Source organism: Pelomonas sp. Root1444 (genome assembly GCF_001426885.1).
Classification (GTDB): Bacteria; Pseudomonadota; Gammaproteobacteria; order Burkholderiales; family Burkholderiaceae_C; genus Pelomonas.
The window spans coordinates 673,247-698,448 of record NZ_LMFP01000003.1 but is presented as its reverse complement, the minus strand read 5'-3'; the positions used below and the strand labels follow the sequence as shown (position 1 = coordinate 698,448).

Sequence of the window (25,202 nt, the reverse complement as noted above, 5' to 3'; positions counted from 1 at the left end):
GTCAGGGCGCACCCCAGAGCGCCGGCTTGTTCATCATCAGGAAGAACACCGCCAGCATGGCCGCGAAGGCCGGGTAGCCCAGCCATTCCCAGGCGCGTTGCCAACGCCCGTATCGCACCGACAGCGGGCGCCCCCCGGCCAGTGCGGCCTCGACCTCGCGAGCCATCCTCAACTGCAGCCACAGCACCGGCAGCCAGCAGGCGCCGGCCAGCAAGTACAGGACGATGGATGCAAGCAGCCATGGCGTGTTCAGCGCCCAGCCGGCCGTGTGGGCCAGCCAGAAGCCGCTCGCCGGCTGCACGACGACGGCCGGCGTCGTGAACCACAGGTCCGCCCGCACGACGAGGCGGGCGACGACGGCGCGCGCCTCGAGGCTCTCGCTGCGGTTGGCGAAGAACAGGTAGAACGCCGAGCCGAAGCCGGTGCCGACGAGCAAGACGCTGGAGACGATGTGCAGCCATTTGACGAGCAGGTAGGTGTTCACCGGCGCACCCCCCGGCCTGCGGCCGGTCCCGCCAGGCGGGAGCGAGCTTGCTTGGGGCGGCCCAGCGCGGCGCTCATGAGCGGGCCTCCTTGTCCGTCATCCCGCCGAGCAGCGCCAGCACGGGCAGGTTCTTCAGCAGCGCGCCGAACGGGTCCAGCCACAGCGCGGGCACGAGAGCGGTGGCGGCCAGCGTCATGCCGACGACGCCGATCGCGGCGAGGCGGTAGGCGAGGGCACCCGGGCGCAGCAGGATCAGCAGGCCGATGGCTGCATCCCAGGCGCAGCCGAGCAGCACCAGGGCCAGCGCGGTGCCGGCGCTCATGCCCGTGGCACGCTGCAGCAACGCCATGCCGGCATCGCCGCCGTCATGCAGGCTGGCCGCGACGGTGCCCCACCAGAGCAGCACGAGTGACAGGCGTGCCAACCGGGCCTTCATGCCCAGGCGCCTTCCATTGCACCGCGCAGCGGCCGACCCAACGGTGACGCGGCGCCGGCCTCGGCACTGTCATGCGCCAGCAACTCCAGCGCGGTGCTGCACCAAGGGCCCAGCGGGATGAGGTCACCCAGCCGGGCAGAGGCGCGCGTCAGCGCGCGCGGCAATTCGACATGCCGGGCGGCGGGCCGGCCGCGGGCGGCGCGGCGGCGGGCGACCCATTCGGCCACCGGGGCCGCCTCGGGGCCGACGGCCGTCCACGCGGCGGGTGGCTGCGGCGAGACCAGTGCCGCGACGATGCCGGCGGCCAGGTCTTCGACCCGGATGGGTTGCACCCGGCAACGCGCCACCTCGGCCGGCAGTGGCAGCCAGGGCAGGCGCGCGAGCAGGTCCAGCATGCGGCTGCTGGCGCCGCCCACGCCGACCACCAGGCTGGGCCGCACGATGCAGGCGCGGCCGGCCAGCGCCACGTCGCCGGCATGCTTGCTGCGCGCATAGGCGCTGACGCCGCCGCACAGCGCCGACACGTGCACAAGGCGCGTGATGCCTTCGGCGTCGCAGGCATCCGCCAAGGCGGCGGGGGCGCGATGGTGCAACAGGTCCAGCAGGTCGGCCACGCCGCCCGCCTGGTCGCGCAGGCAGCCGGCGGCGTAGACGACGCCCTGCACGCCGGCCAGCAGCGGCCGCCAGGCTGCGGGGGCGTCCCAGTCGGTGACGGGCCGCAGGTCGGCGCGCACCGCCTCGTGGCCTGCGTCGGCCAACGCGCGGCACAGGTGGCCACCGATGAAGCCGCCCGCGCCGATGACGAGGATCTTCATGGCTCAGCCCCTGCCGCCGTTGAGCTGCGCGTTGAGGCGGCGTTGCACCGGCGCCCAGACCCGGCTGGTGATGAACGCGATGCTGACGAAGCTGCCAGCCGCCGCCAGCCACAGTGCGCGGCGCAGCGCTTGCATCAGGCTGCCGTCGAACTCGCCGAAGCTCAGCGCCAGCACGAGCGCACCGGCGACGGCCAGCACGCAGGCGCTGCGCACCCAGAAGTGCGCGCCGATCTTGCCTGGCAGCGGCTCCACGCACAGCGAGTCCAGCACCACCAGCAGGATGGGCTTCAGATAGCCGATGGCCAGCAGCGGGCCCAGCACGGCGATGAAGAGGGTGACGATGAAGTTCAGTTCCGACATGAGGCTCTCCTGGGTTGGATCAGTGGGTGCGGCAGGCGCCGTCCGGCGCGCAGCTGCCGGCATGCAGGTGCACGGCCTTCAGCAGCCAGCGGGGCAGGCGGTAGCGGTGGGTGGCCAGCCAGTCGTAGGCAGGGCGCGCCAGGCGGGCCACGGGCGGCAGCGCCAAAGCCGCGGCGATGCGATGGTGGCCGGTGGCGGCATACGCCGCCTGCACGGCGGGCACGCCGATGAGCCAGCCGCCGTCGGGGCGCTGCACATGCAGCCGCGCCATCAGTGCCGCCTGGGTCACGCCCAGCGCGGCAGCGTCGAAGCCCGGCACCGAGATGTCCACGAACCGCAGCTGCCCGGCCCGGTTGTCGCGCATCAGGGTGCTCATCTCGCTGCGGCACAGCGGGCACGCGCCGTCGTAGTAGACCGTATGAACAGGTGGGTTGGTAGTCATGGCTGTTATTTCTGTCAAAAGAGAAATTAAAAGTCAAAAAAAGGGCCCGCAAGAGCCTCGCGGTGGGTCAACCCATGGGCGGGATGGGCGGGCTGACGGGGAAGACGCTGGGAGCCTCCGCGCCTTCACCCGGCCGCACGAAGCGCTGCACCTGAGCGCCCAGGCGCAGGATCTTCTCCAGCGTAGCGGGCGACAAGCGCAGCATCTCGTCGCTCCAGCTGCCCAGCGTCTGCATGAAGTCCAGCGTGCTGCGCAGCCGGTCCTGCATGGCGGGGGACTCCTTTTCCAGCGCGGGATCGACAGCCAGCTCCCGCAGCAAGGCCACGGTCGGGTCGAACTCGCGCTCCTTGCGCTCGCGCACGATGATGCGAAACAGCTCCCAGACGTCGCCCGAGGTCTCGTAGTAGTCGCGCCGGTCGCCCAGCAGGTGCGTCACGCGGATGAGCCGCCAGTTCATCAGCTCCTTCAAGCTGTTGCTGACGTTGGAGCGGGCCAGCACCAGCGTGTCGGCAATGTCCTCGGCGTGCAGCGGCTGGCCGTGCGCGAACAGCAGCGCGTGGATCTGGGCGACGCTCCGGTTGACGCCCCAGTTGGAGCCCATCTCGCCCCAGTGGACGATGAAGCGGCGGCTGATGTCGGTGAGTTCCATGGCTCGAAGCGTACGCCGCCTGAAATTTCTGTCAATAGAGAAATAGAAGAGTTGCTGTGAGCCCATGGCTATCATGCGGCCGGTTTTTTTCAGCGTGGAGAGCCGAAATGGCGATGGATGTAGTCGATTACGAGATCAAGGGTGCTGAGATGCAGTTCGTCGAGGTCGAGCTGGACCCCGGCGAAGCAGCCATCGGCGAGGCCGGTTCGATGATGTTCATGGACGCCGGCATCGCCATGGACACGGTGTTCGGCGACGGCTCGGCGAGCCAGGGTGGCGGCTTCTTCGGCAAGTTGCTGGGCGCCGGCAAGCGGCTGATCACCGGCGAGTCGCTGTTCACGACCGTCTACACGAACAACGGCGCGGGCAAGCAGCGCGTGGCCTTCGCCGCGCCCTACCCGGGCAAGATCCTGCCGATGGACCTGCGCCAGCTGGGCGGCACGCTGATCTGCCAGAAGGACGCCTTCCTGTGCGCCGCACGCGGCGTGTCGCTGGGCATCGCCATCCAGCAGAAGCTGTCGACCGGCTTCTTCGGCGGCGAGGGCTTCATCATGCAGAAGCTCGAAGGCGACGGCCTGGCCTTCGTGCATGCCGGGGGCACCGTCGTGCGGCGCACGCTGCAGCCCGGCCAGACGTTGCTGGTGGACACCGGCTGCGTGGTGGCCTACACGCCCGGCGTGAACTTCGAGATCCAGTACGTCGGCAAGATCAAGACGGCGCTGTTCGGCGGCGAGGGCCTGTTCCTGGCCAAGCTGACCGGCCCGGGCGAGATCTGGCTGCAGAGCCTGCCGTTCTCGCGCCTGGCCTCGCGCATCTTCGCGGCGGCGCCGCAGGCCGGCGGCGGCGGTCGTGAAGAGGGCTCGGTGCTGGGCGGCTTTGCCGGCGCCGGCATCCTGGGCGGCATCCTCGGCGGCGACAACGAGTAACGAAGCCGCAAGCCGCGGCAGAGTCGACGATCGGCGCCCCCGCAGCGGGTTCCGGACGGACCCCCCGGGTAAACTCGGAACACAGGGCGGCAAGGTGCCGCCCTTTCCATTGGAGAGCCGGATGTTGCGCAGTTGGGCGATGGCGTTGGGATTTTGGGTGGCTCTGGGAGCCCAGGCCCAGCAGGCTCACCCGGGGCGTCCGCCGGTCTTCGTGCTGAATTCGCTGGACGCCGACATCGCCGTCGTCGACCCGGCCAGCTTCACGGTCGTCAAACGCATCCCGACCGGCAAGGAGCCGCACCACCTCTACCTGTCGCCCGATGAGAAGTCCCTCATCGTCGCCAACGCGCTGGGCGACTCCCTGACCTTCGTGGACCCGCGCACGGCCGAGGTCCAGCGCGTGGTACACGGCATCTCCGACCCCTACCACCTGCGCTTCTCGCCGGACATGAAGTGGTTCATCACCGCCTCCAACCGGCTGGACCGCGTGGACCTCTACCGCTGGCAGGGCAGCGCCGCCGCCGAGCCGCTGCAGTTGGTCAAGCGCATCCCCGCGCCCAAGACGCCCAGCCACCTCAACATCGACACCAAGAGCACGACGCTCTACGTCAGCCTGCAGGACAGCGACGAGCTGCTGGCCATCGACCTCGCGACCCAGGCCATCAAGTGGAAGACGCCGGTCGGCAAGATGCCGGCCGACATCTACCTGACGCCGGACGACAAGTTCGTGCTGGTAGGCCTGACGGGGGACAAGTTCGTCGAGGCCTGGGATGTCAGCGGCGCCTCGCCCAAGCTGGCGCGCCGCATCCCGACCGGCGCCGGCGCCCACTCCTTCCGCGCCTGGGGCGACAAGCGCCATGTGCTGGTCTCCAACCGTGCCGCCAACACCATCAGCAAGATCGACCTCGGCACGCTGACCGTCGTCGACCAGTTCCCCGCGCCGGCCGGCCCGGACGACATGGAGCTGCTGACCGACGGCCGCACGCTGCTCGTCACCTCGCGCTGGGCCGGCAAGCTCACGCAGATCGACACGGTCACGCGCAAGGTCGTGCGTCAGGTCAAGGTCGGCAAGTCGCCGCACGGCATCTGGACGTTGGATCACCAACCCCGACTATGAAAGCGCTCGTCCTGCTGCTGGCCGCGACAGCGGCCGCAGCGCAGCCGGCTTGCGACAAGCCGGTCTACCTCACCTTCGACACCGGCCACATGGGCGTTGCGCCGCTGATCGCGCAGACGCTGAAGAAGCACAACGCCAAGGCGACCTTCTTCCTGGCCAGCGAACCCACGCAGACCGGCGGCACGACACTCGACGACACCTGGGCGCCGTGGTGGCGCGAGCGCGTCGCCGAGGGGCATGACTTCGGCTCGCACACCTGGGACCACGACGTCTTCCTGGAAGACCTTCCCGACGCGGACGGCAAGGTCACGCGCTTCAAGTTCCGCACCCAGGCCGGCGTGAACCCGCCGGTCGTGCGCGAGCTGACGGCCGAGCAGTACTGCGCCAGCCTGAAGAAGGTCGGCGAGCGCTTCACGGCCATGACCGGCAAGCCGCTCGGCCCCATCTTTCGGGCGCCCGCGGGCCGCACGTCCCCCGCACTGCTGAGTGCCGCCAAGGCGTGCGGCTTCGCGCACGTGGGCTGGGCGCGCGCCGGCTTCCTCGGCGACGAGCTGCCCAGCGGTGCCCACCCCAACGCCCAGCTGCTGGAGAAGGCGCTGCGCGACATCAAGGCGGGCGACATCCTCGTGGCCCATCTCGGCATCTGGGAGCGCCAGGACCCCTGGGCCCCGGCCGTGCTGGAGCCGCTGATGACCGGCCTGGAACAGCGCGGCCTGTGCTTCGCGCCGCTGCGCGATCATCCGCGTTACGCGCCGTTGTTTGCGCCGTTGTCTGCTCCCCCGTCCAAGAAGCCGTGATCGACTGGATCTCCAACACCTTCGACAGCGTGCAGCTCGCGCTGTACGAGAACGTCGTGCAGCCCATCGTCTTCGGGCTGGGGTTCGGCAACCTGCTTGAAGACGCCTTCGATGCGACCGGCTGGCTGCTGCTCGGCGTGCTGCAGATCGTCTTCATCCTCATCGGCATCCACGTGCTGGAGCGGCGCTGGCCGGTCGAACCGATCACCGACCACGCCGCCGTCCGTGACGATGTCGTGTACACGCTGATCCACCGCCTCGGCCTCGTGCGCCTGGCGATGTTCTTCAGCATCGACCCGCTGTGGGACGGCATGGCCAGCGAACTGCGCATGGCCGGGCTGCCGACCTGGCAGCTCGACGGCGTCTGGCCGGGCGTGACCGACATCCCGTGGGTCAGCCTGCTGCTCTACCTTGTCGTGTTCGACTTCGTCGGCTACTGGCTGCACCGCGCCCAGCACCAGTTCAATTGGTGGTGGGCCCTGCACAGCCTGCACCACAGCCAGCGCCAGATGACGATGTGGAGCGACAACCGCAACCACCTGCTGGACGATGTGCTGCTGGGCACGGCCTTCGCGCTGCTGGCCCGCTTCATTGGCGTGGAGCCGGGCCAGTTCGTCGCCATCACCGTCATCACGCAGCTGCACGAGAGCCTGCAGCATGCCAACGCGCGCATCAGCTTCGGCTCGATCGGCGAGCGGCTGCTGGTCAGCCCGCGCTTTCACCGCCTGCACCACAGCATCGGCATCGGCCACGAATCCGGCGGGCGCGGCACGTTGGGCGGCCACAACTTCGGCGTGCTGCTGCCGGTGTGGGACCTGCTCTTTCGCACCAGCAACTTTGAGCCCCGCTTCGACGCCACTGGTGTGCGCGACCAGCTTGCCGATGAAGGCGCGCGCGACTACGGCAGCGGCTTCTGGCGCCAGCAATGGCTGGGGCTGGCGCGGCTCTTCTCTTCGTTCCGAAGGACTGCCTGATGCAAGGCCTGCCCGATGCCTTCTGGCGCGCCGTCGCCTACTGCCTGCACCCGCGTGTCATCGCGCTGTCGCTGCTGCCGCTGGTCATCTCCGGCGTGCTGGTGTTCGCGTTCATGTTCTTCTTCTGGGAGGCGGCCATCGCCGGCGTGCGCGCCACGCTGGAGAACTGGCTGCTGATCGACAGCCTGCTGCGCTGGCTGGACTCCCTGGGCCTGCAGTCCTTCCGCAGCGCGCTGGCCGCGATTGTCGTGCTGGCCGGCGTGTTGCCGGTCGTCATCCTGCTGAGCCTGCTGCTGGTGGCCTTGCTGATGACGCCGGCCATCGTGCGGCTGGTGGCCGAGCGGCGCTTCCCGCTGCTGGAGAAAAAGCGCGGCGGCACGCTGCTGCAGAGCGCTGCGGCGTCCCTCGGCGCGACGCTGCTGGCGCTGGTGCTCATCGTGCTGTCTATGCCGCTGTGGCTGATCCCGCCGCTGGTGATGGTGCTGCCGCCGCTGATCTGGGGCTGGCTGACCTACCGCGTGTTCGGCTTTGATGTGCTGGCCGAGCATGCGTCGGGCGAGGAGCGCCGTGCGCTGCTGCGCGAGCACCGCATGCCCATGCTCGTGATGGGCGTCCTGTGCGGCTACCTGGGCGCGGTGCCGTCGCTGATCTGGGCCGTGTCCGGTGTCACGGCCGTGATCTTCGCGCCCTTCGTCGTGCTGCTGGCGATCTGGCTGTACACGCTGGTGTTCGCCTTCTCCACCGCCTGGTTCACCCATTACGCGCTCGCGGCTTTGCAGGCGCGGCGGGCCGCGGAGCCGGTGGCCGAGTCTGCTGTCCTGATCGAGAGTTGAACGCATGCAAGTGGGACTGATCATCATTGGCGACGAGATCCTGTCCGGCAAACGCCAGGACTCGCACCTGGCCAAGTTCATCGCGCTGTTGGCCGAGCGCGGCATGCAGCTCAGCTGGGCGCAGTACCTGGCCGACGACCGCGAGCGGCTGACGGCCAGGCTGCGCGAGGCCTTCGCCAGCGGCGACCTGGTCGTCAGCTGCGGCGGCATCGGCGCCACGCCGGACGACCACACGCGCCAGTCCGCCGCCGCAGCGCTGGGCCGGCCGCTGGCCCTGCACCCGCAAGCGCGCGAGCTGATCTGGGAGCGCGTGCTGAAGATGGCCGTCGAGCAGGGCACGACGGCCGACCCGGACCACCCGGACACGCTGAGCCGCTTCGAGATGGGCGTTTTCCCCGAAGGGGCGGGCATCATCCCCAACCCCTACAACAAGATCCCCGGTTTCTTCGTCGGCAACGTCCACTTCGTGCCCGGGTTCCCGGTCATGGCCCATCCGATGATGGCCTGGGTGCTGGACCGTTTCCCGCAGCTGCACCGTCGCATCGAGGTCGTCGAGCGCTCGCTGATCGTCCAGGGCGCGATGGAGGCGAGCCTCACGCCGCTGATGGAAGCCATCGAGGCGGACTTCCCTGGCGTCAAGGTGTTCAGCCTGCCGAGTGTCGACCACCCGCAATGGGGCCGCTGCATCGAACTTGGCGTGAAGGGCGACACGGATGCGCTCGCGCCTGCCTACGATGCTCTGAAACGGGGCGTGATCCAGTTTGGTGCAAGCATCAGCACTGAGCTGGTGCGATAGTTCTCGCGCCGTAACGGGTGGCGCCACATAATGCCCCGCGCTGCCGCTGGCAACCCATGTCGGTGCATCTGGCATGCAAACTGCTTTGAATCCCCCCGTGGCCGCAGGCGCGTGTGCGTCGGCGGCGGCATCCACCTCTGTCCCGATCCCGCTAGGAGCTTTTGATGGCCAAGACCGTCGCCGATGTGATGAGCATCGTCAAGGAAAACGAAGTCAAGTTCGTCGACTTCCGCTTCACCGATACCCGTGGCAAGGAGCAGCACGTCACCGTGCCGGTCTCCCATTTCGATGAAGACAAGTTCACGTCGGGTCACGCCTTCGACGGTTCCTCGATCGCCGGCTGGAAGGGCATCGAGGCTTCGGACATGCTGCTCATGCCCGATCCCAACACGGCCAACATCGACCCCTTCTTCGAAGAGCCGACGCTGATCCTGTCGTGCGACGTGGTCGACCCCGCCGACGGCAAGGCCTATGAGCGCGACCCGCGTTCGCTCGCCAAGCGCGCCGAGGCTTATCTCAAGGCCTCCGGCCTGGGCGACACCGCCTACTTCGGCCCGGAACCCGAGTTCTTCATCTTCGACAGCGTGCGCTGGGGCAATGAAATGTCCGGCTCGTTCTTCAAGATCGAGTCCGAGGAAGGTGCCTGGAACTCCTCCAAGGAATACGAGCACGGCAACAGCGGCTACCGTCCCACCGTCAAGGGCGGCTACTTCCCCGTGCCCCCGGTCGACAGCGGCCAGGACATGCGCTCGGAGATGTGCCTGATCCTCGAGCAGATGGGCATCCCGGTCGAAGTGCATCACCACGAAGTGGCGAACGCCGGCCAGATGGAAATCGGCACCAAGTTCAGCTCGCTGGTCCAGCGCGCCGACTGGCTGCAACTGCAGAAGTACATCATCCAGAACGTCGCCCACGCCTACGGCAAGACCGCGACCTTCATGCCCAAGCCGCTGGTCGGCGACAACGGCTCCGGCATGCACGTTCACCAGTCCGTCTGGAAGGACGGCAAGAACCTGTTCGCCGGTGACGGCTATGCCGGCCTGAGCGAGTTCGCGCTGTACTACATCGGCGGCATCATCAAGCACGCCCGTGCGCTGAACGCCATCACCAACCCCGGCACCAACTCGTACAAGCGTCTGGTGCCCGGCTTCGAAGCCCCCGTGAAGCTGGCCTACTCGGCCAAGAACCGCTCGGCCTCGATCCGCATCCCGTACGTCGGCAACCCCAAGGGCCGCCGCATCGAAGCGCGCTTCCCCGATCCTTCCGCCAACCCCTACCTCGCCTTCAGCGCGCTGCTGATGGCCGGCCTGGACGGCGTGGAGAACAAGATCCATCCGGGCGAAGCCGCGACGAAGGACCTGTACCACCTGCCGCCGGAAGAAGACGCGAAGATCCCGACCGTCTGCCACAGCCTCGACCAGGCCCTGGAGTATCTGGACAAGGACCGCGCCTTCCTGACCAAGGGTGGCGTGTTCACGGACAGCTACATCGATGCCTACATCGACCTGAAGATGCAGGAAGTGACGCGCTTCCGCATGGCGACCCACCCGGTCGAGTTCGACATGTACTACGCACTGTGATCGTCATGGGCAGCCCCCGCGCTGCCTCGTGCAAGCGCGGCAGCTTCAACGCTGCTGCCTTGTCCACGGACAGGGGCCGCCCGCGCGGCCCCTTTTTTATGCCCGCGTCTGATCCACAATGCCGCCATGCTGAATCGACTGCTGGCTCCGTTGCTCGTGCTTGCGAGCCTGGGTGCTCAGGCCCAGGGCACGGTCTACCGCTGCCCCGGCCCGCCGGTGCTGTACACCGACGCACTCTCCGCCAAGGAGGCGAGCGACAAGGGCTGCCGCACCATCGAAGGCACGCCCATCACCGTCGTGCAAACGGCCAAGCCGCGCGCACCGGCGGCCAACGCCGCGCCGGCCGCGGACGGATCGCGCGGTGCTGACAGCCGCGTCGATGCGGGCCAACAGCGCGTTCGCGACGACGAGCGCCGCCGCGTGCTGCAGACCGAACTGCGCACGGCCGAGGAACGCCTTGCCACTGCGCAGAAGGAGTTCAACAACGGCCAGGGCGAGCGGCGCGGTGACGAGCGCAATTACCAGAAGTACCTCGACCGCATGGCCGAGCTCAAAGACAACATCGCCCGCTACGAGGCCGACGTGCAGGCCCTCAGGCGCGAGATCGCCAAACTTCCCTCTTGAGGCGCCGGGCGCCTCGGCGCCCCATGACTGAAACCCCCCTGTTGCCGGCCGAGTTCGCCGGCCTGGATCTGCTGGCGACCATGGTGGTCGTCGTCAGTGCCGATGGTGAATGCCTGTTCGCCAATGCCGCCTTCGAGAACGTCATGCGGCTGTCGCGCCGCGCGGTGCAGAAGGCCCAGCTCCCCGACTGGTTCGACGACCCGCAGCGCCTGACCGAGACGCTGGCCGGCGTGGCTGCCAACCACTATTCCACCAGCCGCTTCGACGCCTCGTTGCGCCGCGGCGCCTGGGCACACGAGGACGGCCTGCCGGTGCATGCCATCGTGTCGCAGATGGATGCCGGCGACGACGGCGCACCGCGCGTGCTGGTCGAGTTGATCGAGATCGCCCAGCAAGCCCGGCAGGACCGCGACGAGCGCAACCTCGACCAGGTGCAGGCCACGAAAGAACTGACCCGCAACCTCGCCCACGAGATCAAGAACCCGCTCGGCGGCATCCGCGGCGCGGCGCAATTGCTGGCGCTGGAGCTGCAGGGCGAGGAGGGCGGCGCCGAGCTGACCGAATACACCCAGGTCATCGTCCACGAGGTCGACCGGCTGCAGAGCCTCGTCGACCGGCTGCTCGCGCCGCACCGCCGCGCCCAGGTCGTCGGCGACGTCAACATCCACGAGATCTGCGAACGCGTGCGCGCGCTGGTGCTCATCGAATATCCCAAGGGCCTGTCCATCCCGCGCGATTACGACACGTCGCTGCCCGACTTCCGCGGCGATCGCGAGCAACTGATCCAGATGGTGTTGAACATCGTGCAGAACGCCGCTCAGGCGTTGAGTTTGCGCATCCCTGCCGGCGATGCGCAGATCGTGCTGCGCACCCGCGTTGCCCGGCAGGTGACCATCGGCAAGCAGCGCTGGCGCTTGGCACTGGAATTGCATATCGAGGACAACGGTCCCGGCGTCCCCGCCGAGATCCGGGACCGCATCTTCTTTCCCCTCGTCTCGGGGCGGGAAGGCGGCTCGGGACTCGGGCTCACGCTCGCGCAGACGATCGCCCAACAGCACCAGGGCATGATCGATTGCGAGAGCGAGCCGGGGCTGACGAACTTCCGAATCACATTGCCCTTGCCCTGAGCCCACGAAGCCTAGGGTGGTTCAAGGAACCGAATGAAATCGATCTGGGTAGTAGACGACGACCACTCCATCCGCTTCGTGCTGGAGAAGGCCCTCGCCCGCGAGGGCCTGCCGGTGCGCAGCTTCAGCAATGCGCGCGACATGCTCGCCGCGCTCGACGACGACTCGCCGCAGGTGCTGGTCTCCGACATCCGCATGCCCGGCGGCTCGGGCCTCGAACTGCTGGCCAAGGTCAAGGCGCGACTGCCTGCGCTGCCGGTCATCATCATGACGGCCTACTCCGACCTCGACAGCGCGGTGTCGGCCTTCCAGGGCGGCGCCTTCGAATACCTGCCCAAGCCCTTCGACCTGCCGCGTGCCGTGGAACTCATCCGCCGCGCGCAGGAGGAAAGCCAGCGCGAGGCCGGCGAGCAGGAAGCCGCCGCGCAAGTGCCCGAGATGCTCGGCCAGGCGCCCGCCATGCAGGACGTATTCCGTGCGATTGGCCGGTTATCGCAGAGCAATGTCACCGTGATGATCACGGGCGAAAGCGGCTCGGGCAAGGAGTTGGTGGCCCGCGCACTGCACAAGCACAGCCCGCGCGGCGAAGGCCCCTTTGTCGCCATCAACACCGCGGCCATCCCGAAGGACCTGCTGGAGAGCGAGCTCTTCGGCCATGAGCGCGGCGCCTTCACCGGCGCGCAGGCGTCAAGGCGTGGCCGCTTCGAGCAGGCCGACGGCGGCACGCTCTTCCTAGACGAAATCGGCGACATGCCCTTCGAGCTGCAGACCCGGCTGCTGCGCGTGCTGTCCGACGGCCAGTTCTACCGCGTCGGCGGCCACAGCCCGATGCGCAGCAACGTGCGCGTCATCGCCGCCACCCACCAGAACCTGGAAGAGCGCGTGCGCCAGGGCGTGTTCCGCGAGGACTTGTTCCACCGCCTCAACGTCATCCGCCTGCGCCTGCCGCCGCTGCGCGAGCGCCGCGAGGACATCGCCTCGCTGGCCCGTCACTTCCTGCAGCGCAGCGCGACTGAGCTGGGCGTCGAGCCCAAGCGCCTGTCCGATGCCGCATTGACCGTGCTGACGGCCTTCGACTTTCCCGGCAACGTGCGCCAGCTGGAGAACATCTGCCATTGGCTCAGCGTCATGGCGCCCAGCCAGGTCGTCGAGCCCAAGGACCTGCCGGACGAGTTGCAGCCCGGCTATGTGGCGGCGCCGTCGGCGACGGCCATGACGAGCGCGGCGCCCGCGCCGCTCGCCATCGCTGCGCCGTTGCCCGCGGCCGCGCCGGCCAGCACCAGCAGCGGCGAAGGCTGGCTGGCCGACATGGCCGCAGACGCCCGCGCCCGCCTGCTGGCCGGCGAACCGGATGTGTGGGACGCGCTGACCAAGCGCTTCGAGGCCCAGCTCATCCTGACCGCGCTCGACATCACCCGCGGCCGCCGCATCGAGGCCGCGCAGAAGCTCGGCATCGGGCGGAACACGATCACGCGGAAGATTCAGGAGTTGGGTTTGGACGTGTGAAGCCTGAGCCCGCCAGGCCTTGCTGCTCCATCCAGCTCCACCAGTTCGGCGCACGTCGTTGGCATCCGTTCGGCCAAGGTCCGTAGAACAGCGACCAGCTCAAGTGTTGATCTGAGGGTGTCGTCGAACGATTGTCGAGTGCTCGCTGACGTGGTGCGCAAGGGCATCAGTGTCCGCTGACACGCATTGCCAGCAGCACCACCGTCGCCAACCCAAACACCAACGTCAACCCCCGCCAGAAAAGCAGCGGATGCCGCTGTTGCAGTGGCGTGCGGTCCCGCGTCATGAACTCCGGCCCCGGCGCATGCAGGTCGTGCACAAACTCCGACAGCGCCTGCTGCCGCCGCGCCGCCTGCGGCTGCAAGGCCTTGCGCAGTACGCGGTCCAGCCATTCGGGCAAATCCGGCCTTCGCGTGCGCAGCGGCACGTATTGCAGCTTGTGCAGGTCGCGCGCGCCGCGCACCTGGGGCACCTGCAGGCCGTAGGGCAGGGCGCCCGTCAGCATCTGGTAGACCAGCACGGCCAGCGAGAACAGCTCGGCCACCGGTGAGCCGCCTTCGCCGGTGAAGTACTCCGGCGCCGTGTACTGCAGCGTGCCGGCCAACTCCAGCGCGCGCGCGTCGCCCAGGCCTTCGCTCAGGCCGGCCACATGGGCCGAGGCCAGGTCGATCAGGATGACCGTGCCCTGGCGGTCGATCATCAGGTTCTCGGGCCGCAGGTCCTGGTGCAGCATTTCCTTGCGATGCAAGGCCTGCAGGCCGCGGGCGATCTGGTCGGCGATGCCGCGCACTTCGTCCAGCCCGGGTTTGGGGTGGTCGGTCATCCACTGCGCCAGCGTCTGGCCGTGGATGAACTCGACGGCGGTGAAGAGGTGCTCGCGCTTGCGCTCGGGCGGCGCGGCCTTGATGACGTGCGGGCTGTCGATGCGCCGGGCGACCCATTCCTCGGTGGCGAAGCGGTCCAGCTCGCGCCCGTTGCCGGCCAGCTCGGCCGTGGGCAGCTTGAGCGCCCATTCGCGTCCGTCCGCGTCCACGGCCAGCACCACCTGGCTGCGCGCCGTCTGCTGCAGTTCGCGCACGACCCGGTAGCCTTCGAATTCCTGGCGGGGCGACAGGCGCGGGGGCAGGCGCAGGTCCTCGCGATTGACCGGCGGCGCGATCTGCGCGGGCAGCGACGCGACGCGCGCCAGCATGACCGTCACGTTGTCCGCGCTGCCACGTGCCAGCGCCGCGGCCACCAGCGCTTCGGCGGCGGCCTGCATGTCGGGGCCGTGCCGGGCGAGCGCCTGCTGCACGGCGGCGGCGTCCAGGTGCTCGTAGGCGCCGTCGGTGGCCAGCAGGAAGGTCTCGCCGACCTCGGTGGGCCAACTGGCGTGGTCGATGTCCAGATGGGCGGTGACGCCCAACGCGCGGCCCAGGTAGGTCTGGCCGCCGTAGAGCCGCACGCGGTGGTCCTGGCTCAACTGCTCCAGCGCGCCCGGGTGCACGCGGTAGACGCGCGTGTCGCCGACGTGCAGCAGGTGCACCTCGCGACCCTTGAAGACGAGGGCGCTGAAGGTGCAGACGTGGCCGCGGTCCTTGTCGAAGCGGCCTTCGCCGCGCTGGCTTTCGGCATGCAGCCAGGCGTTGGTGGCGGCCAGCACGCATTGGGCGGCGCGGCGCACCGTCCAGGCCTCGGAGGTGCCGTAGTAGTCCTCCAGGAAGCCGCGCACGGCGGCGGCGCTGGCGACCTGGCTGACGGGGCTGCTGCTGATGCCGTCGGCGATCGCCAGCGCGATGCCGCGGGAGCGGGCTTGAGCGTCGGTCGGCTGGGCGACGCCGTGGAAGTCCTGGTTCAGCGGCTTGAGGCCGGCCTCCGAGTGCTGGCCGACGTTCAGCTTCAGCGTCATGGCCTTGCTCCACCGAGCTGCGGGCAGAGCGCCGGGCGGTCCCAAGCCGGCCCGCAGCTGGGCACGCCCGCGTTCGGCGGGGCGCGACCGGACGAGGGGCTCACACGATCACACGTTTCGGTGCGGTCTTGTAGTGCGTCGAGTACAGCGACAGACCGACGAAGGTCAGGCCGCCGACGAGGTTGCCGACGACGGTGGGGATCTCGTTCCAGATCAGGTAATCCATCAGGGTGAACTGGCCACCGAGCATCAGGCCCGACGGGAACAGGAACATGTTGACGATGCTGTGCTCGAAGCCCATGTAGAAGAACACCATGACCGGCATCCACATGCCGATGGCCTTGCCCGACACCGAGGTGGACATCATCGCCGCGACGACGCCGGTGGACACCATCCAGTTGCACAGCACGCCGCGCACGAACAGGGTCAGCATGCCGGCCGCGCCGTGGGCGGCGTAGCCGACCGTGCGGCCCTCGCCGATGTGGCCGATCTTCTGGCCGACGGCATTGGGTGCCTCGCTGAAGCCGAACGTGAAGATGATGGCCATGAAGACCGCCACCGTCAGCGCGCCGGCGAAGTTGCCGAAGAACACCAGCGTCCAGTTGCGGAACACGCCGCCCCAGGTGGCGCCGGGCCGCTTGTCGAGCACGGCCAGCGGCACCAGCGTGAACACGCCGGTCAGCAGGTCGAAGCCCATCAGGTACAGCAGGATGAAGCCGACCGGGAACAGCATCGCGCCGACCAGGGCGTTGCCGGTGTTGACGGTGACGGTGACCGCGAAGGCCGCCGCCAGTGCCAGGATGGCCCCGGCCATGTAGGAGCGGATCAGCGTGTCGCGGGTGGACATCAGCAGCTTGGATTCACCCGAATCCACCATCTTGGTGACGAATTCGGTGGGGACGACGTAGGCCATGTTTGTCTCTCTTTGGCGGTTTGGGGCGGATCAGCTCAGTGCGACAAGCACGCGGCCGTCCTGCACCTGCACGGCGTGGGCGCGCACCGATTGCTCGGGCGCCTCCAGGCATTCGCCGGTGCTGAGGTCGAAGTGGTTCTTGTAGAGCGGCGAGGCGACGACGATGCGCTCGCCCAGGTTGCCCACCAGGCCGCGCGACAGCACGCTGGCGCCCGAGCGCGGGTCGATGTTGTCGATGGCGTGGAAGCTGCTCTCTCCGACGCGGAACACGGCCACGTGGCGGCCGTCCACCAGCGCGGCGACACCGGTGTTGGGCAGGATCTGGTCGACGCTGCAGATGGGGGTGAAGGTCTGGCTCATGCGGTACTCCTTGGTTGCAGGGTCAGGCTCAGGCGGGTTGTGCTTCGGTTTCCTCGGCGCGCTCTTCCGGGCGCGCGGGGCGGATCTGGCCACGCTCTTCCACGAAGATGATGTGTTCGTCGCTCTTGTCGCTGTTGACGAAGGAGCGGAAGCGCTGGCGCACTTCAGGCGTCTCGACGGCGGTCTTCCACTCGCACTGGTAGGTGTCGACGACGGCCTGCATCTGCGACTCCAGCTCGGCGCCCAGCCCGAGGCTGTCGTTGATGACGACGTCCCTCAGGTAGTCCAGGCCGCCCTCGAGGTTGTCGCGCCAGGTGCTGGTGCGCTGCAGGCGGTCGGCCGTGCGCACGTAGAACATCAGGAAGCGGTCGATGTACTTGATCAGGTCGGCCTTGGACAGGTCGCTGGCGATCAGCTCGGCGTGGCGTGGCTTCATGCCGCCGTTGCCGCAGACGTAGAGGTTCCAGCCCTTGTCGGTGGCGATGATGCCGACGTCCTTGCCCTGCGCCTCGGCGCATTCCCGCGTGCAGCCGGAGACGCCGAACTTGATCTTGTGCGGCGCGCGCAGGCCCTTGTAGCGGTTCTCGATCTCGACGGCCAGACCGACCGAATCGTCCACGCCATAACGGCACCAGGTGCTGCCCACGCAGCTCTTCACGGTGCGCAGCGACTTGCCGTAGGCGTGGCCGGATTCAAACCCGGCGGCGATCAGCTCCTCCCAGATGAAGGGCAGCTGCTCGACGCGGGCGCCGAACATGTCGACACGCGCGCCGCCGGTGATCTTGGTGTACAGGCCGTATTTCTTGGCCACCTGGCCCACGGCGATGAGGCCGTCGGGCGTGACCTCGCCGCCCGGCATGCGCGGCACGACGGAGTAGCTGCCGTCCTTCTGGATGTTGCCGAGGTAGTAGTCGTTGCTGTCCTGCAGCGCGGCCAGCTCGGGCTTGAGCACGAAGTCGTTCCAGCACGACGCGAAGATGCTGGCGGCGGCCGGCTTGCAGATGTCGCAGCCCAGGCCCTTGCCATGCTTGGCCAGCAGGTCGCTGAAGGTCTTGATGCCGCCGACGCGGATCAGGTGGTACAGCTCCTGGCGCGAATGCGGGAAGTGCTCGCAGATGTGGTTGTTGACGGCCATGCCGCGCTTGGCCATCTCGAACTTCATCACCTGTGTGACCAAGGGCACGCAGCCGCCGCAGGTGGCGCCGGCCTTCGTGCAGGCCTTGATGTCGCCGATGGTGGTGCAGCCCTCGCCGACGGCGGCGCAGATCTGGCCCTTGGTGACGTTGTTGCAGGAGCACAGCTGGGCGCTGTCGGGCAGCGCGTCCGGGCCGATGCCGACTTTGGCCTTGCCGTCGCTGCTGGGCAGGATCAGGAACTCCGGGTCGGCCGGCAGCTTGATGCCGTTGAGCTGCATCTGCTGCAGCGTGCCGTACTCGGCCGCGTCGCCCACCAGCACGGCGCCGAGCAGCTTCTCGCCGTCCTCGCTGACGACGATCTTCTTGTAGACCTGCTTGCGCTCGTCGACGTATTGGTAGCTGCGGCACTTGGGCGTCTTGCCATGCGCGTCGCCGATGCTGGCCACGTCCACGCCCATCAGCTTGAGCTTGGTGGACAGGTCGGCGCCGGGGAAGGCCGCTCCGGCGTCACCCGCGATGTGGCGGGCGGCGACGCGGGCCATCTCGTAGCCGGGGGCGACGAGGCCGTAGGTCTGCTCGTTCCAGGCTGCGCACTCGCCGATGGCGTAGACGTTGCGGTCGCTGGTGCGGCACTGGTCGTCGATGACGACACCGCCGCGCGGGCCGATGGCCAGCACGCATTGGCGGGCGATCTCGTCGCGCGGGCGGATGCCGGCGGAGAACACCAGCATGTCGGTCTCCAGCCAGGTGCCGTCGTTGAACACGAGGCGGTGGCGGGCCATCGCGCCATCGGTGATCTCGACGGTGTTGCGGTTGGTGTGGACGGTGACGCCCAGCGCCTCGATCTTCTCGCGCAGCACGCGGCCGCCGGTCTCGTCGATCTGCACGGCCATCAGGCGCGGCGCGAACTCGACGACGTGGGTCTGCAGGCCCATGTCACGCAGTGCCTTGGCGCATTCCAGGCCCAGCAGGCCGCCGCCGATGACGACGCCGGTCTTGGACACCGCGCCGCTGGCCTTCATGCCTTCGAGGTCTTCGATGGTGCGGTAGACGTGGCAGTGCGGGCGGTCGCGGCCCGGCACGGCGGGCACGAACGGGTAGGAGCCCGTGGCCAGCACCAGCTTGTCGTAGGTGATGACGGAGCCGTCCGCCAGCGTGATGCTGTGGTCGCGGCGCTCGATGGCCACGGCCTTGGCGGCCAGCCGCAGCTGGAAGCCGGTCTTCTCGAAGAAGCCGGCGGGCACGAGCGACAGGTCCTCGGCCGACTTGCCGGAGAAGTACTCGGACAGGTGCACGCGGTCATAGGCCGGCCGCGGCTCCTCGCACAGCACCGTCACCTGCACCTCAGCGGCATTGGCGCCTTCGGCAAGGGATTCGAGGAATTTCTGGCCCACCATTCCGTGGCCGATGAGGACGATGTGCATGGTCAGTTCTAGCGAAACAGGCGTCGCCGGCCGTGGCCGGGTGGCCTGTCCGTCGAGTACCAATAAGAAAGCCCCGCAAGCAGCGGGCTGCTCGGTCGGGGCCGGGGGATGAGATTCGCCACCATTGGCGATGCCTTCTTGAAGCTCGGGGCCGGCTTGCGCACGGCACCTCACCCCCTACATCGCAAGAGCCATGCCTGGCCTGAAACGGGCGTCACCCACGGGGGACCTTGCACCACGCCGGGGTGGCACAGCCGCGGTGCGGAGCGATGCACCGCGGCGGGGCGCTCCGCCCCGTCAGCGGGCCGCGCGGTCCAGCATCACTTCCAGGCCCTGCGCGTTCAGCGTGGCGTCCAGCGCCAGCCACTCCGCAGCTTGCGCGCCGGCCGCGTGGCCGTGAGCGCGCAAGCGGGCGAGATAGCCGTCCAGCAGGCCTGCCTTGAGCTTCTCGTGCCGGCCCGGCGCGTCGCGCAGCGACTCGGCCAGGGCGACCATCTCGTCCACCTGGGCCAGCATCAACGCGGCCAGGCGGCGGACTTCCTCGACCGAGCCGCCGACGCGGCCGTAGTGCGTGACCTGCATCGCCACCGGCGCAGTGGCCAGCAGGCGGGCGACGGTGGCGCGCAAGGCCTCGGGATCGAACTGCACCGGCGTGCTGGTCGGCAGGATCCAGGCGCGGCCGTTCACGTCGAAGGCGCGGTAGGACAGGCCGAAGGTGTCCCCGGTGAACCAGCTGCGGCTGCGCGCGTCCCAGATCGCGTGGTGGTGCCTGGCATGCCCCGGGCTGTCGATGAAGCGCAGCGGCCGGCCGGCGAGGTGCACCACCTGCTCGTCGTGCGTGGCCTCGGCGCGCTCGGCCGGCACGGGCACCAGCTTGCCGTAGCTGCGCTGCATCTCTTCGTCGCCGTAGACGGCCAGCGCGCCCAGCCACAGCGCCTTCGGGTCCACCATGTGGCGCAGGCCGCGTGGATGCACCAGCGTCCGGGCGCGCGGCAGGGCCTGCATCAGCAGGCCCACGCCGCCGGCATGGTCGAGGTGGACATGCGTCGGGATGACCCAGTCCACCGCGTCCGGCGCCAGGCCAAGTGCGTTCAGCGCCGCGAGCAGGCGCGGCACGGCGTGGTTGGTGCCGGTGTCGATGAAGGCGGCGCGGCCGCCCTCGACCATCAGGTAGGCGGCGTCGAAGCGTGGGCGCTGGAAGCCCGTGTCGATGGCGTAGATGCCGTCGCCGAGGTCTTCGATGAAATCAAGCATGAGGAGAAGGGCTTCCTAGAATCGCCGGTCACGATAGCCGAAGGAGGCCCGGTGGCGGTGCACGAGATTTTGAAGATGGGCGACCCGCGCCTGCTGCGCGTGGCCAAGCCGGTCACCCGGTTCGGCACGCCCGAACTCAAGGCGCTGATCGCCGACATGTTCGAGACCATGGCCGCCGCCAACGGTGCGGGCCTGGCCGCGCCGCAGATCGGCGTGGACCTGCGCCTGGTCATCTTCGGCTACGACAAGAACGTGCGCTACCCCGACGCGCCGCCGGTCCCGCCCACCGTGCTCATCAACCCGCAGATCGAGGTGCTGGACGGCGGCCGCAGCGAGGGCTGGGAGGGCTGCCTGTCGGTGCCGGGCCTGCGCGGCGTCGTCGAGCGCGACGAGCGCATCCGCTATTGCGGCTTCGATGCCGACGGCCGGCCGATCGACCGCGTCGCCGAGGGTTTCCACGCCCGCGTCGTGCAGCATGAGTGCGATCACCTCGACGGCATCCTCTACCCCATGCGCGTCACCGACTTCACGCGGTTCGGCTTCACGTCGGTGCTGTTCCCCGAGCTGGCCCCGGACGCCGACGATTGAAAAGTTTGTAAGCGCCGTGCACCGCGGCAGTGGCCCGTGCGTTAGCTTGCCGCAAAGGAGCCTTGCCATGGCCGCATCCGCTGAATCCAAGCTCGTCCTCACCCGCCGCCGCTGGCGCATCCTGGCGCTGACGTTGCTGGTCGCCCTGGTGCCGGCCGCCAAGGCCCAGGACGCCGACCGCGACCCGCCGACCCGGGCCGCCCGCGTGGTCGACGTCGTCGGCGATGCCTGGCTGTTCGACCAGGACACCCGCGAATGGACGCGGCTGACACGCAACCAGACGGTCGGCGAGGGCGACCGCGTGCGCACCGACGAGCGCGCCCGCATCAGCCTGCGCGCCGGCTCGACCACCATCTGGGTCGACGAGCGCAGCGACCTGGAGTTGAGCCAGCTCGACGAAGGCCAGACCCTGCTGCAACTGGACCGTGGCGACGTGGCACTGCGCCTGCGCTCGCCCGAGAACGCCGCCGAGACACGGCTGCGCACCCGCGAGGGCACGGCCCAACCCGAGCGCGAGGGCCTGTACCGCGTCGAGCAGCTCGACCGCGGCAGCAAGGTCTACGTCTGGCAGGGCCGCATGCGCTTCGACTGGGCGCGCGGTGCCGCGCCCGTGTCGCTGGGCACCGGCGAGCAGGTCGAGCTGTGGTGGCCCGACAGCCCGCGCGCCGAGCGTTCACCGCTGTACAGCGATGCGTTCGGCGACTGGGTGCTGGCCGAAAGCCGCGAGGAGGGCGACCGGCCCGTGGCCCGCTACGTCTCGCCCGAGATGACCGGCGCCGAAGACCTGGACCGCTACGGCCGCTGGGAGACCGCGGCCGAGTACGGCGCCGTCTGGGTGCCGACCACGCTGGTCGTTCACGACTGGGCGCCTTACCGCTACGGCCGCTGGGCCTGGTCCCGCCAATGGGGCTGGACCTGGGTGGACGACGCCCCCTGGGGCTTCGCGCCCTTCCACTACGGCCGCTGGGTCAGCTGGGGCGGGCGCTGGTGCTGGGCGCCGGGGCCGTACATGCACCGCCCCGTCTACGCGCCGGCGCTGGTCGGCTGGGTGGGTGGCGGCTCGGTCAGCGTCGGCATCAGCATCGGCGGCCGGCCCGCACCGCCGCGCTATGGCTGGTACCCGCTGGCACCGCGCGAGGTCTACCGCCCGTCCTACCGCCACAGCCCGCGCTATATCAGCCGCATCAACGACCCGCGCGACCTGCGCGACCCGGTCACCGTGCAGCGCCCGCATCGCTATCGCGACGTGCCCGCCGCGGTCAGCACGCTGCCGGCGCCTGGCGCGGGCATCCAGCCGCTGCCCGTGCGCGGCCCCGATCGCCGGCCCGAGCCGGGCTGGAACCGCCCGCTGCCGACGGCACCGGGCCGTGGCGACCTGGCCGCGGTGCTGCCCCCCGCGCCGGTGCGCCAGCCGGAGGCCGGCCTGCCGCGCCAGCGTGACCGCGAACGCGAACGCGAGCCTGGCTTGGGGTGGCGCAGCGACAACCAGCTGCCGCGCCGTGAGGCTCATCGCAGCCCTGATGCGCCGGCGCCCCAGCCGGCGATGCCGGCCCTGGCCCAGCCGCAGGTGCAGCCCGTCGCGCCGGCCATCCAGCAGCCGCGCGCCGGTGGCGACAACATGCCGTGGCGCGGCCAACCGCAGCGGGAGGAGCGTCGTGAAGAGCGCCGCGAAGAACGTCGCGAGGAGCCGCGCCGCGTGATGCCGCAGCCGGCACCCGAGCTGCCGCGCGCCGTGCAGATGCCGGAGCGCCCGCCGGTGATGGAGCAGCCGCGCCGCGTCGAGATGCCGATGCGCCAGCCCGAGCCGCCGCGCATGCAGATGCCGCAACCGCAGCCGCAACCACAGGTTCAGGCCCCGCCGCGCAGCGAAGGCCCTCAGCGCGGCCGCCAGGACGGCGTGCCGGTGCGCCAGGGCCCGCCGCGCGACAACCGCAACGACAAGCAGGCCGAGCGCTAAAGCAGCGGCTTCAGCGCCGGCCAGACGTTGTCCAGCATCTGCGGATGCGCCTTGGCCAGCGGATGGATGCGGTCGGGCTGGAACCAGTCGAGCGCATCCGTCCGGTCGGCCACGCCCTTGAGCAGGAAGGGCACGAGGCCGGCCTTGGCCTGCCGGGCCACGTCGGCGAACAGGCCCTCGAACTCGCGGCCGTAGCTGGCGCCGTAGTTGGGCGGCACCTGCATGCCGACGATGACGACCTTGGCGCCGGCCGCCTGCGCCGCGCGGGCCATCGCGAGCAGGTTGTCGCGCGTGCTGGCCAGCGGCAGGCCGCGCAGCGCATCGTTGCCGCCCAGCTCCAGGATGACGATGGCCGGCTTGTGCGTGCGCAGCGCGGCCGGCAGCCGGCTGCGCCCGCCCGAGGTGGTGTCGCCGCTGATGCTGGCGTTGACGACCCGGTGAGGCTTCTTCTGCTCGGTCAGCCTGGCCTGCAGCAGCGCCACCCAGCCTGCGCCGGCCTTGAGGCCGTATTCCGCCGACAGGCTGTCGCCGACGACGAGGATCACCGGCGCCTCGACCGCTGCCGCAGCCATCGACCCTGACGTCCAGCCGGCCAGCAGCCCCACGCTACAGTGCGCCACCATTGCCCGCCGCCGCAGTCCCGACATGCCCGAAGTCCTTGTCCAAGTTGATCAGATCACCAAGCGCGTGCGCGACGCGACCGGGGAGCTGACGATTCTGCATGACATCAGCTTTGCACTGACTGCGCAGGAGTCGGTGGCCATCGTCGGCGCCTCGGGTTCGGGCAAGAGCACGCTGCTGGCCATCCTCGCCGGGCTGGACGTGCCGAGCAGCGGCACCGTCAAGTTGCGCGGTCAGGATCTGTTCACGCTGAACGAGGACGAGCGGGCCGCCGTGCGCGCGCGCGAGCTGGGTTTCGTGTTCCAGAGCTTCCAGCTGCTGCCCAACCTGACGGCGCTGGAGAACGTCATGCTGCCGCTGGAACTGCGCGGCGACCGCGAGGCGCGCGAGCAGGCCGCGGCCATGCTGTCCCGCGTCGGCCTGGGCGAGCGGCTCTCACACTATCCGCGCGTGCTGTCGGGCGGCGAGCAGCAGCGCGTGGCGCTGGCCCGTGCCTTCGTGCAGCGCCCGGCGCTGCTGCTGGCCGACGAGCCCACCGGCAGCCTGGACTTCGCCACCGGCGCCCAGGTGATGGCGCTGATGTTCGAGCTGAACCGCGAAGCCGGCACCACGCTCGTACTCGTGACGCACGACCGCGAGATCGCCACGCGCTGCGAGCGGCAGTTGCGCATCGAGGCCGGGCGCCTCGCTGCATAAAACAAAAAGCCCGCCGATCGGCGGGCTTGTTCGTTCAGCCGGGGGCTTACTTGCTGAAGGTGTAGTCGGTCTTGGCCTTCTTGATCAGGCTGTCCTGGTACTCGGCGGCCTTGGTCTGCTCGATGCGCTGCTTGATCTGGGCCTTGACGTCGTCGAAGGCGGGGAAGGTGGCGGGGCGCGTGTCTTCGAGCTTGATGATGTGATAGCCGAACTGGCTCTTCACCGGCTCCTGCGTCATCTCGCCCTTCTGCAGCGCGGTCATGGCCTTGCTGAACTCGGGCACGAAGTTGTTGGGGTTGGCGAAGTCCAGGTCGCCGCCGTTGGCTGCCGAGCCGGTGTCCTTGGAGTTCTTCTTGGCCAGTTCCTCGAAGCTGGCGCCGCCCTTGATCTGGGCGATCAGGGCCTTGGCGTCTTCTTCCTTCTCGACCAGGATGTGGCGGGCGCGGTATTCGTTGCCGGTGTTGGCGGCCTTGAACTTGTCGTACTCGGCCTGCGCGTCGGCGTCGCTGACCGGGTTCTTCGCGCGGAAGTCTTCCATCAGGCCGCGGATGAGCAGCATCTGGCGGGCCATGTCCATCTGGGTCTTGTACTCGGCGCTCTGCGGGATGCCGCGCTTCTCGGCCTCCTGCATGAAGATCTCGCGGCGCACGACTTCATCCTTGACCTGGGCTTCCAGCTCGGGAGAGCGCTGCTGCTGGCCGCTCTTGGTGACCTGCTGGATCAGCGTCTCGACGCGCGCCTTGGGCACGGGCTTGCCGTTGACGGTGGCGACGTTCTGCGCGATTGCGGCAGCCGGCAGCAGGGCCGAGATGGTGGCCGCGACGACGGCGGCGAGCGCAAACTTCTTCATGGGATGGGGGTGTGGATCAGGCTAAAAAAATCGCGCCCCGGGGATGGGC

The 25,202-nt window shown here is 69.2% G+C and carries 26 protein-coding genes; 13 read left to right on the top strand and 13 right to left on the bottom strand.

Going from position 1 to position 25,202, the window contains the following annotated elements:
* Window position 1 precedes the first annotated feature (1 nt).
* From ASD35_RS06035 to ASD35_RS06010, 6 genes are all read right to left on the bottom strand, one after another.
* A complete protein-coding gene (locus ASD35_RS06035) occupies window positions 2–484 on the bottom strand; it encodes a DUF2269 domain-containing protein (protein ID WP_056873973.1) in 483 nt (160 codons plus the stop codon).
* Window positions 485–557: 73 nt separating this feature from the next.
* Complete coding sequence (locus ASD35_RS06030) at window positions 558–920, bottom strand: DoxX-like family protein (RefSeq protein ID WP_056873972.1); 363 nt, start codon at window positions 918–920, stop codon at window positions 558–560.
* Window positions 917–1,735 (bottom strand): NAD-dependent epimerase/dehydratase family protein, encoded by an 819-nt coding sequence (locus tag ASD35_RS06025; RefSeq protein ID WP_056873971.1) that lies wholly within the window; start codon window positions 1,733–1,735, stop codon window positions 917–919. The genes ASD35_RS06030 and ASD35_RS06025 overlap by 4 nt, the downstream gene beginning before the upstream one ends.
* A gap of 3 nt (window positions 1,736–1,738) precedes the next feature.
* Window positions 1,739–2,095, bottom strand: a complete 357-nt coding sequence (locus tag ASD35_RS06020; protein WP_056873970.1) for a hypothetical protein — start codon at window positions 2,093–2,095, stop codon at window positions 1,739–1,741.
* Between the two features lie 19 nt (window positions 2,096–2,114).
* Window positions 2,115–2,537 (bottom strand): thiol-disulfide oxidoreductase DCC family protein, encoded by a 423-nt coding sequence (locus ASD35_RS06015; protein WP_082579943.1) that lies wholly within the window; start codon window positions 2,535–2,537, stop codon window positions 2,115–2,117.
* Between the two features lie 67 nt (window positions 2,538–2,604).
* On the bottom strand, window positions 2,605–3,186 hold the full coding sequence (locus ASD35_RS06010) for a GbsR/MarR family transcriptional regulator (protein WP_056873968.1): 582 nt from the start codon (window positions 3,184–3,186) through the stop codon (window positions 2,605–2,607).
* A gap of 107 nt (window positions 3,187–3,293) precedes the next feature.
* Between ASD35_RS06010 and ASD35_RS06005 the strand changes: the two genes are divergently transcribed.
* The 10 genes from ASD35_RS06005 to ntrC all read left to right on the top strand — a co-directional run bounded on the left by ASD35_RS06005 (window position 3,294) and on the right by ntrC (window position 13,466).
* A complete protein-coding gene (locus ASD35_RS06005; protein ID WP_056873967.1) occupies window positions 3,294–4,112 on the top strand; it encodes a TIGR00266 family protein in 819 nt (272 codons plus the stop codon).
* A 121-nt stretch (window positions 4,113–4,233) separates the two neighbouring features.
* Window positions 4,234–5,229 carry a YncE family protein gene (locus tag ASD35_RS06000; RefSeq protein ID WP_056873966.1) on the top strand — a complete coding sequence of 332 codons (996 nt, stop codon included), beginning with the start codon at window positions 4,234–4,236 and terminating at the stop codon, window positions 5,227–5,229.
* Window positions 5,226–6,026 carry a polysaccharide deacetylase family protein gene (locus ASD35_RS05995; protein ID WP_056873965.1) on the top strand — a complete coding sequence of 267 codons (801 nt, stop codon included), beginning with the start codon at window positions 5,226–5,228 and terminating at the stop codon, window positions 6,024–6,026. The genes ASD35_RS06000 and ASD35_RS05995 overlap by 4 nt, the downstream gene beginning before the upstream one ends.
* Window positions 6,026–7,000 (top strand): sterol desaturase family protein, encoded by a 975-nt coding sequence (locus ASD35_RS05990; protein WP_200956021.1) that lies wholly within the window; start codon window positions 6,026–6,028, stop codon window positions 6,998–7,000. Before ASD35_RS05995 ends, ASD35_RS05990 begins: the two co-directional genes overlap by 1 nt.
* Window positions 7,000–7,833, top strand: a complete 834-nt coding sequence (locus tag ASD35_RS05985) for an EI24 domain-containing protein (protein WP_056873963.1) — start codon at window positions 7,000–7,002, stop codon at window positions 7,831–7,833. Before ASD35_RS05990 ends, ASD35_RS05985 begins: the two co-directional genes overlap by 1 nt.
* A 4-nt stretch (window positions 7,834–7,837) precedes the next feature.
* Window positions 7,838–8,629: a molybdopterin-binding protein gene (locus tag ASD35_RS05980; RefSeq protein ID WP_056873962.1), complete on the top strand. Its 792-nt coding sequence runs from the start codon at window positions 7,838–7,840 to the stop codon at window positions 8,627–8,629.
* A gap of 164 nt (window positions 8,630–8,793) precedes the next feature.
* Window positions 8,794–10,209 (top strand): type I glutamate--ammonia ligase, encoded by a 1,416-nt coding sequence (gene glnA, locus ASD35_RS05975; RefSeq protein ID WP_056873961.1) that lies wholly within the window; start codon window positions 8,794–8,796, stop codon window positions 10,207–10,209.
* A gap of 126 nt (window positions 10,210–10,335) precedes the next feature.
* On the top strand, window positions 10,336–10,833 hold the full coding sequence (locus tag ASD35_RS05970) for a hypothetical protein (RefSeq protein ID WP_056873960.1): 498 nt from the start codon (window positions 10,336–10,338) through the stop codon (window positions 10,831–10,833).
* Window positions 10,834–10,856: 23 nt separating this feature from the next.
* Window positions 10,857–11,960: a nitrogen regulation protein NR(II) gene (gene glnL / locus ASD35_RS05965; protein WP_056873959.1), complete on the top strand. Its 1,104-nt coding sequence runs from the start codon at window positions 10,857–10,859 to the stop codon at window positions 11,958–11,960.
* A 33-nt stretch (window positions 11,961–11,993) separates the two neighbouring features.
* Entirely contained in the window at window positions 11,994–13,466 is a 1,473-nt protein-coding gene (ntrC, locus tag ASD35_RS05960) for a nitrogen regulation protein NR(I) (protein ID WP_056873958.1), read from the top strand.
* Window positions 13,467–13,632: 166 nt separating this feature from the next.
* Here ntrC and ASD35_RS05955 read toward each other — a convergent pair whose 3' ends face one another.
* From ASD35_RS05955 to ASD35_RS05935, 5 genes are all read right to left on the bottom strand, one after another.
* Complete coding sequence (locus ASD35_RS05955; protein WP_056873957.1) at window positions 13,633–15,354, bottom strand: bifunctional protein-serine/threonine kinase/phosphatase; 1,722 nt, start codon at window positions 15,352–15,354, stop codon at window positions 13,633–13,635.
* 100 nt (window positions 15,355–15,454) lie between these two features.
* Complete coding sequence (locus ASD35_RS05950; protein ID WP_056873956.1) at window positions 15,455–16,267, bottom strand: formate/nitrite transporter family protein; 813 nt, start codon at window positions 16,265–16,267, stop codon at window positions 15,455–15,457.
* Between the two features lie 30 nt (window positions 16,268–16,297).
* Complete coding sequence (nirD, locus tag ASD35_RS05945) at window positions 16,298–16,627, bottom strand: nitrite reductase small subunit NirD (protein WP_056873955.1); 330 nt, start codon at window positions 16,625–16,627, stop codon at window positions 16,298–16,300.
* Between the two features lie 28 nt (window positions 16,628–16,655).
* On the bottom strand, window positions 16,656–19,187 hold the full coding sequence (gene nirB / locus ASD35_RS05940) for a nitrite reductase large subunit NirB (protein WP_056873954.1): 2,532 nt from the start codon (window positions 19,185–19,187) through the stop codon (window positions 16,656–16,658).
* Window positions 19,188–19,484: 297 nt separating this feature from the next.
* Window positions 19,485–20,441 carry an MBL fold metallo-hydrolase gene (locus ASD35_RS05935; RefSeq protein ID WP_056873953.1) on the bottom strand — a complete coding sequence of 319 codons (957 nt, stop codon included), beginning with the start codon at window positions 20,439–20,441 and terminating at the stop codon, window positions 19,485–19,487.
* A 51-nt stretch (window positions 20,442–20,492) separates the two neighbouring features.
* Between ASD35_RS05935 and def the strand changes: the two genes are divergently transcribed.
* Together def and ASD35_RS05925 are read left to right on the top strand one after the other, a co-directional pair.
* The gene (gene def / locus ASD35_RS05930; RefSeq protein ID WP_082579942.1) at window positions 20,493–21,029 is read left to right on the top strand and encodes a peptide deformylase; all 537 of its coding nucleotides are present in this window, start codon (window positions 20,493–20,495) and stop codon (window positions 21,027–21,029) included.
* 67 nt (window positions 21,030–21,096) lie between these two features.
* Window positions 21,097–22,986 carry a DUF6600 domain-containing protein gene (locus ASD35_RS05925; RefSeq protein WP_056873952.1) on the top strand — a complete coding sequence of 630 codons (1,890 nt, stop codon included), beginning with the start codon at window positions 21,097–21,099 and terminating at the stop codon, window positions 22,984–22,986.
* Here the strand turns inward: ASD35_RS05925 and ASD35_RS05920 are convergent.
* Entirely contained in the window at window positions 22,983–23,609 is a 627-nt protein-coding gene (locus ASD35_RS05920; RefSeq protein WP_157275398.1) for an arylesterase, read from the bottom strand. The genes ASD35_RS05925 and ASD35_RS05920 overlap by 4 nt on opposite strands.
* A 22-nt stretch (window positions 23,610–23,631) precedes the next feature.
* Between ASD35_RS05920 and ASD35_RS05915 the strand changes: the two genes are divergently transcribed.
* On the top strand, window positions 23,632–24,303 hold the full coding sequence (locus tag ASD35_RS05915; protein ID WP_056873950.1) for an ABC transporter ATP-binding protein: 672 nt from the start codon (window positions 23,632–23,634) through the stop codon (window positions 24,301–24,303).
* A 46-nt stretch (window positions 24,304–24,349) separates the two neighbouring features.
* Here the strand turns inward: ASD35_RS05915 and ASD35_RS05910 are convergent, their stop codons facing one another.
* Window positions 24,350–25,153, bottom strand: a complete 804-nt coding sequence (locus ASD35_RS05910) for a peptidylprolyl isomerase (RefSeq protein WP_056873949.1) — start codon at window positions 25,151–25,153, stop codon at window positions 24,350–24,352.
* Window positions 25,154–25,202: the final 49 nt, after the last annotated feature.

What these genes read in the sequence shown, in the direction of transcription:
- ASD35_RS06025 (WP_056873971.1), bottom strand. Translation starts at nt 1,735, where the DNA reads ATGAAGATCCTCGTCATCGGCGCGGGCGGCTTCATCGGTGGCCACCTG.
- nirD (WP_056873955.1), bottom strand. Translation starts at nt 16,627, where the DNA reads ATGAGCCAGACCTTCACCCCCATCTGCAGCGTCGACCAGATCCTGCCC.
- ASD35_RS05910 (WP_056873949.1), bottom strand. Translation starts at nt 25,153, where the DNA reads ATGAAGAAGTTTGCGCTCGCCGCCGTCGTCGCGGCCACCATCTCGGCC.
- ASD35_RS06010 (WP_056873968.1), bottom strand. Translation starts at nt 3,186, where the DNA reads ATGGAACTCACCGACATCAGCCGCCGCTTCATCGTCCACTGGGGCGAG.
- glnL (WP_056873959.1), top strand. Translation starts at nt 10,857, where the DNA reads ATGACTGAAACCCCCCTGTTGCCGGCCGAGTTCGCCGGCCTGGATCTG.
- ASD35_RS05995 (WP_056873965.1), top strand. Translation starts at nt 5,226, where the DNA reads ATGAAAGCGCTCGTCCTGCTGCTGGCCGCGACAGCGGCCGCAGCGCAG.
- nirB (WP_056873954.1), bottom strand. Translation starts at nt 19,187, where the DNA reads ATGCACATCGTCCTCATCGGCCACGGAATGGTGGGCCAGAAATTCCTC.
- ASD35_RS05935 (WP_056873953.1), bottom strand. Translation starts at nt 20,441, where the DNA reads ATGCTTGATTTCATCGAAGACCTCGGCGACGGCATCTACGCCATCGAC.
- ASD35_RS06000 (WP_056873966.1), top strand. Translation starts at nt 4,234, where the DNA reads ATGTTGCGCAGTTGGGCGATGGCGTTGGGATTTTGGGTGGCTCTGGGA.
- ASD35_RS05925 (WP_056873952.1), top strand. Translation starts at nt 21,097, where the DNA reads ATGGCCGCATCCGCTGAATCCAAGCTCGTCCTCACCCGCCGCCGCTGG.
- ASD35_RS06030 (WP_056873972.1), bottom strand. Translation starts at nt 920, where the DNA reads ATGAAGGCCCGGTTGGCACGCCTGTCACTCGTGCTGCTCTGGTGGGGC.
- ASD35_RS05955 (WP_056873957.1), bottom strand. Translation starts at nt 15,354, where the DNA reads ATGACGCTGAAGCTGAACGTCGGCCAGCACTCGGAGGCCGGCCTCAAG.
- ASD35_RS05980 (WP_056873962.1), top strand. Translation starts at nt 7,838, where the DNA reads ATGCAAGTGGGACTGATCATCATTGGCGACGAGATCCTGTCCGGCAAA.
- ASD35_RS05950 (WP_056873956.1), bottom strand. Translation starts at nt 16,267, where the DNA reads ATGGCCTACGTCGTCCCCACCGAATTCGTCACCAAGATGGTGGATTCG.
- ASD35_RS05970 (WP_056873960.1), top strand. Translation starts at nt 10,336, where the DNA reads ATGCTGAATCGACTGCTGGCTCCGTTGCTCGTGCTTGCGAGCCTGGGT.
- ASD35_RS05920 (WP_157275398.1), bottom strand. Translation starts at nt 23,609, where the DNA reads ATGGTGGCGCACTGTAGCGTGGGGCTGCTGGCCGGCTGGACGTCAGGG.
- glnA (WP_056873961.1), top strand. Translation starts at nt 8,794, where the DNA reads ATGGCCAAGACCGTCGCCGATGTGATGAGCATCGTCAAGGAAAACGAA.
- ASD35_RS06020 (WP_056873970.1), bottom strand. Translation starts at nt 2,095, where the DNA reads ATGTCGGAACTGAACTTCATCGTCACCCTCTTCATCGCCGTGCTGGGC.
- ASD35_RS05915 (WP_056873950.1), top strand. Translation starts at nt 23,632, where the DNA reads ATGCCCGAAGTCCTTGTCCAAGTTGATCAGATCACCAAGCGCGTGCGC.
- ASD35_RS06015 (WP_082579943.1), bottom strand. Translation starts at nt 2,537, where the DNA reads ATGACTACCAACCCACCTGTTCATACGGTCTACTACGACGGCGCGTGC.
- ASD35_RS05985 (WP_056873963.1), top strand. Translation starts at nt 7,000, where the DNA reads ATGCAAGGCCTGCCCGATGCCTTCTGGCGCGCCGTCGCCTACTGCCTG.
- ntrC (WP_056873958.1), top strand. Translation starts at nt 11,994, where the DNA reads ATGAAATCGATCTGGGTAGTAGACGACGACCACTCCATCCGCTTCGTG.
- ASD35_RS06005 (WP_056873967.1), top strand. Translation starts at nt 3,294, where the DNA reads ATGGCGATGGATGTAGTCGATTACGAGATCAAGGGTGCTGAGATGCAG.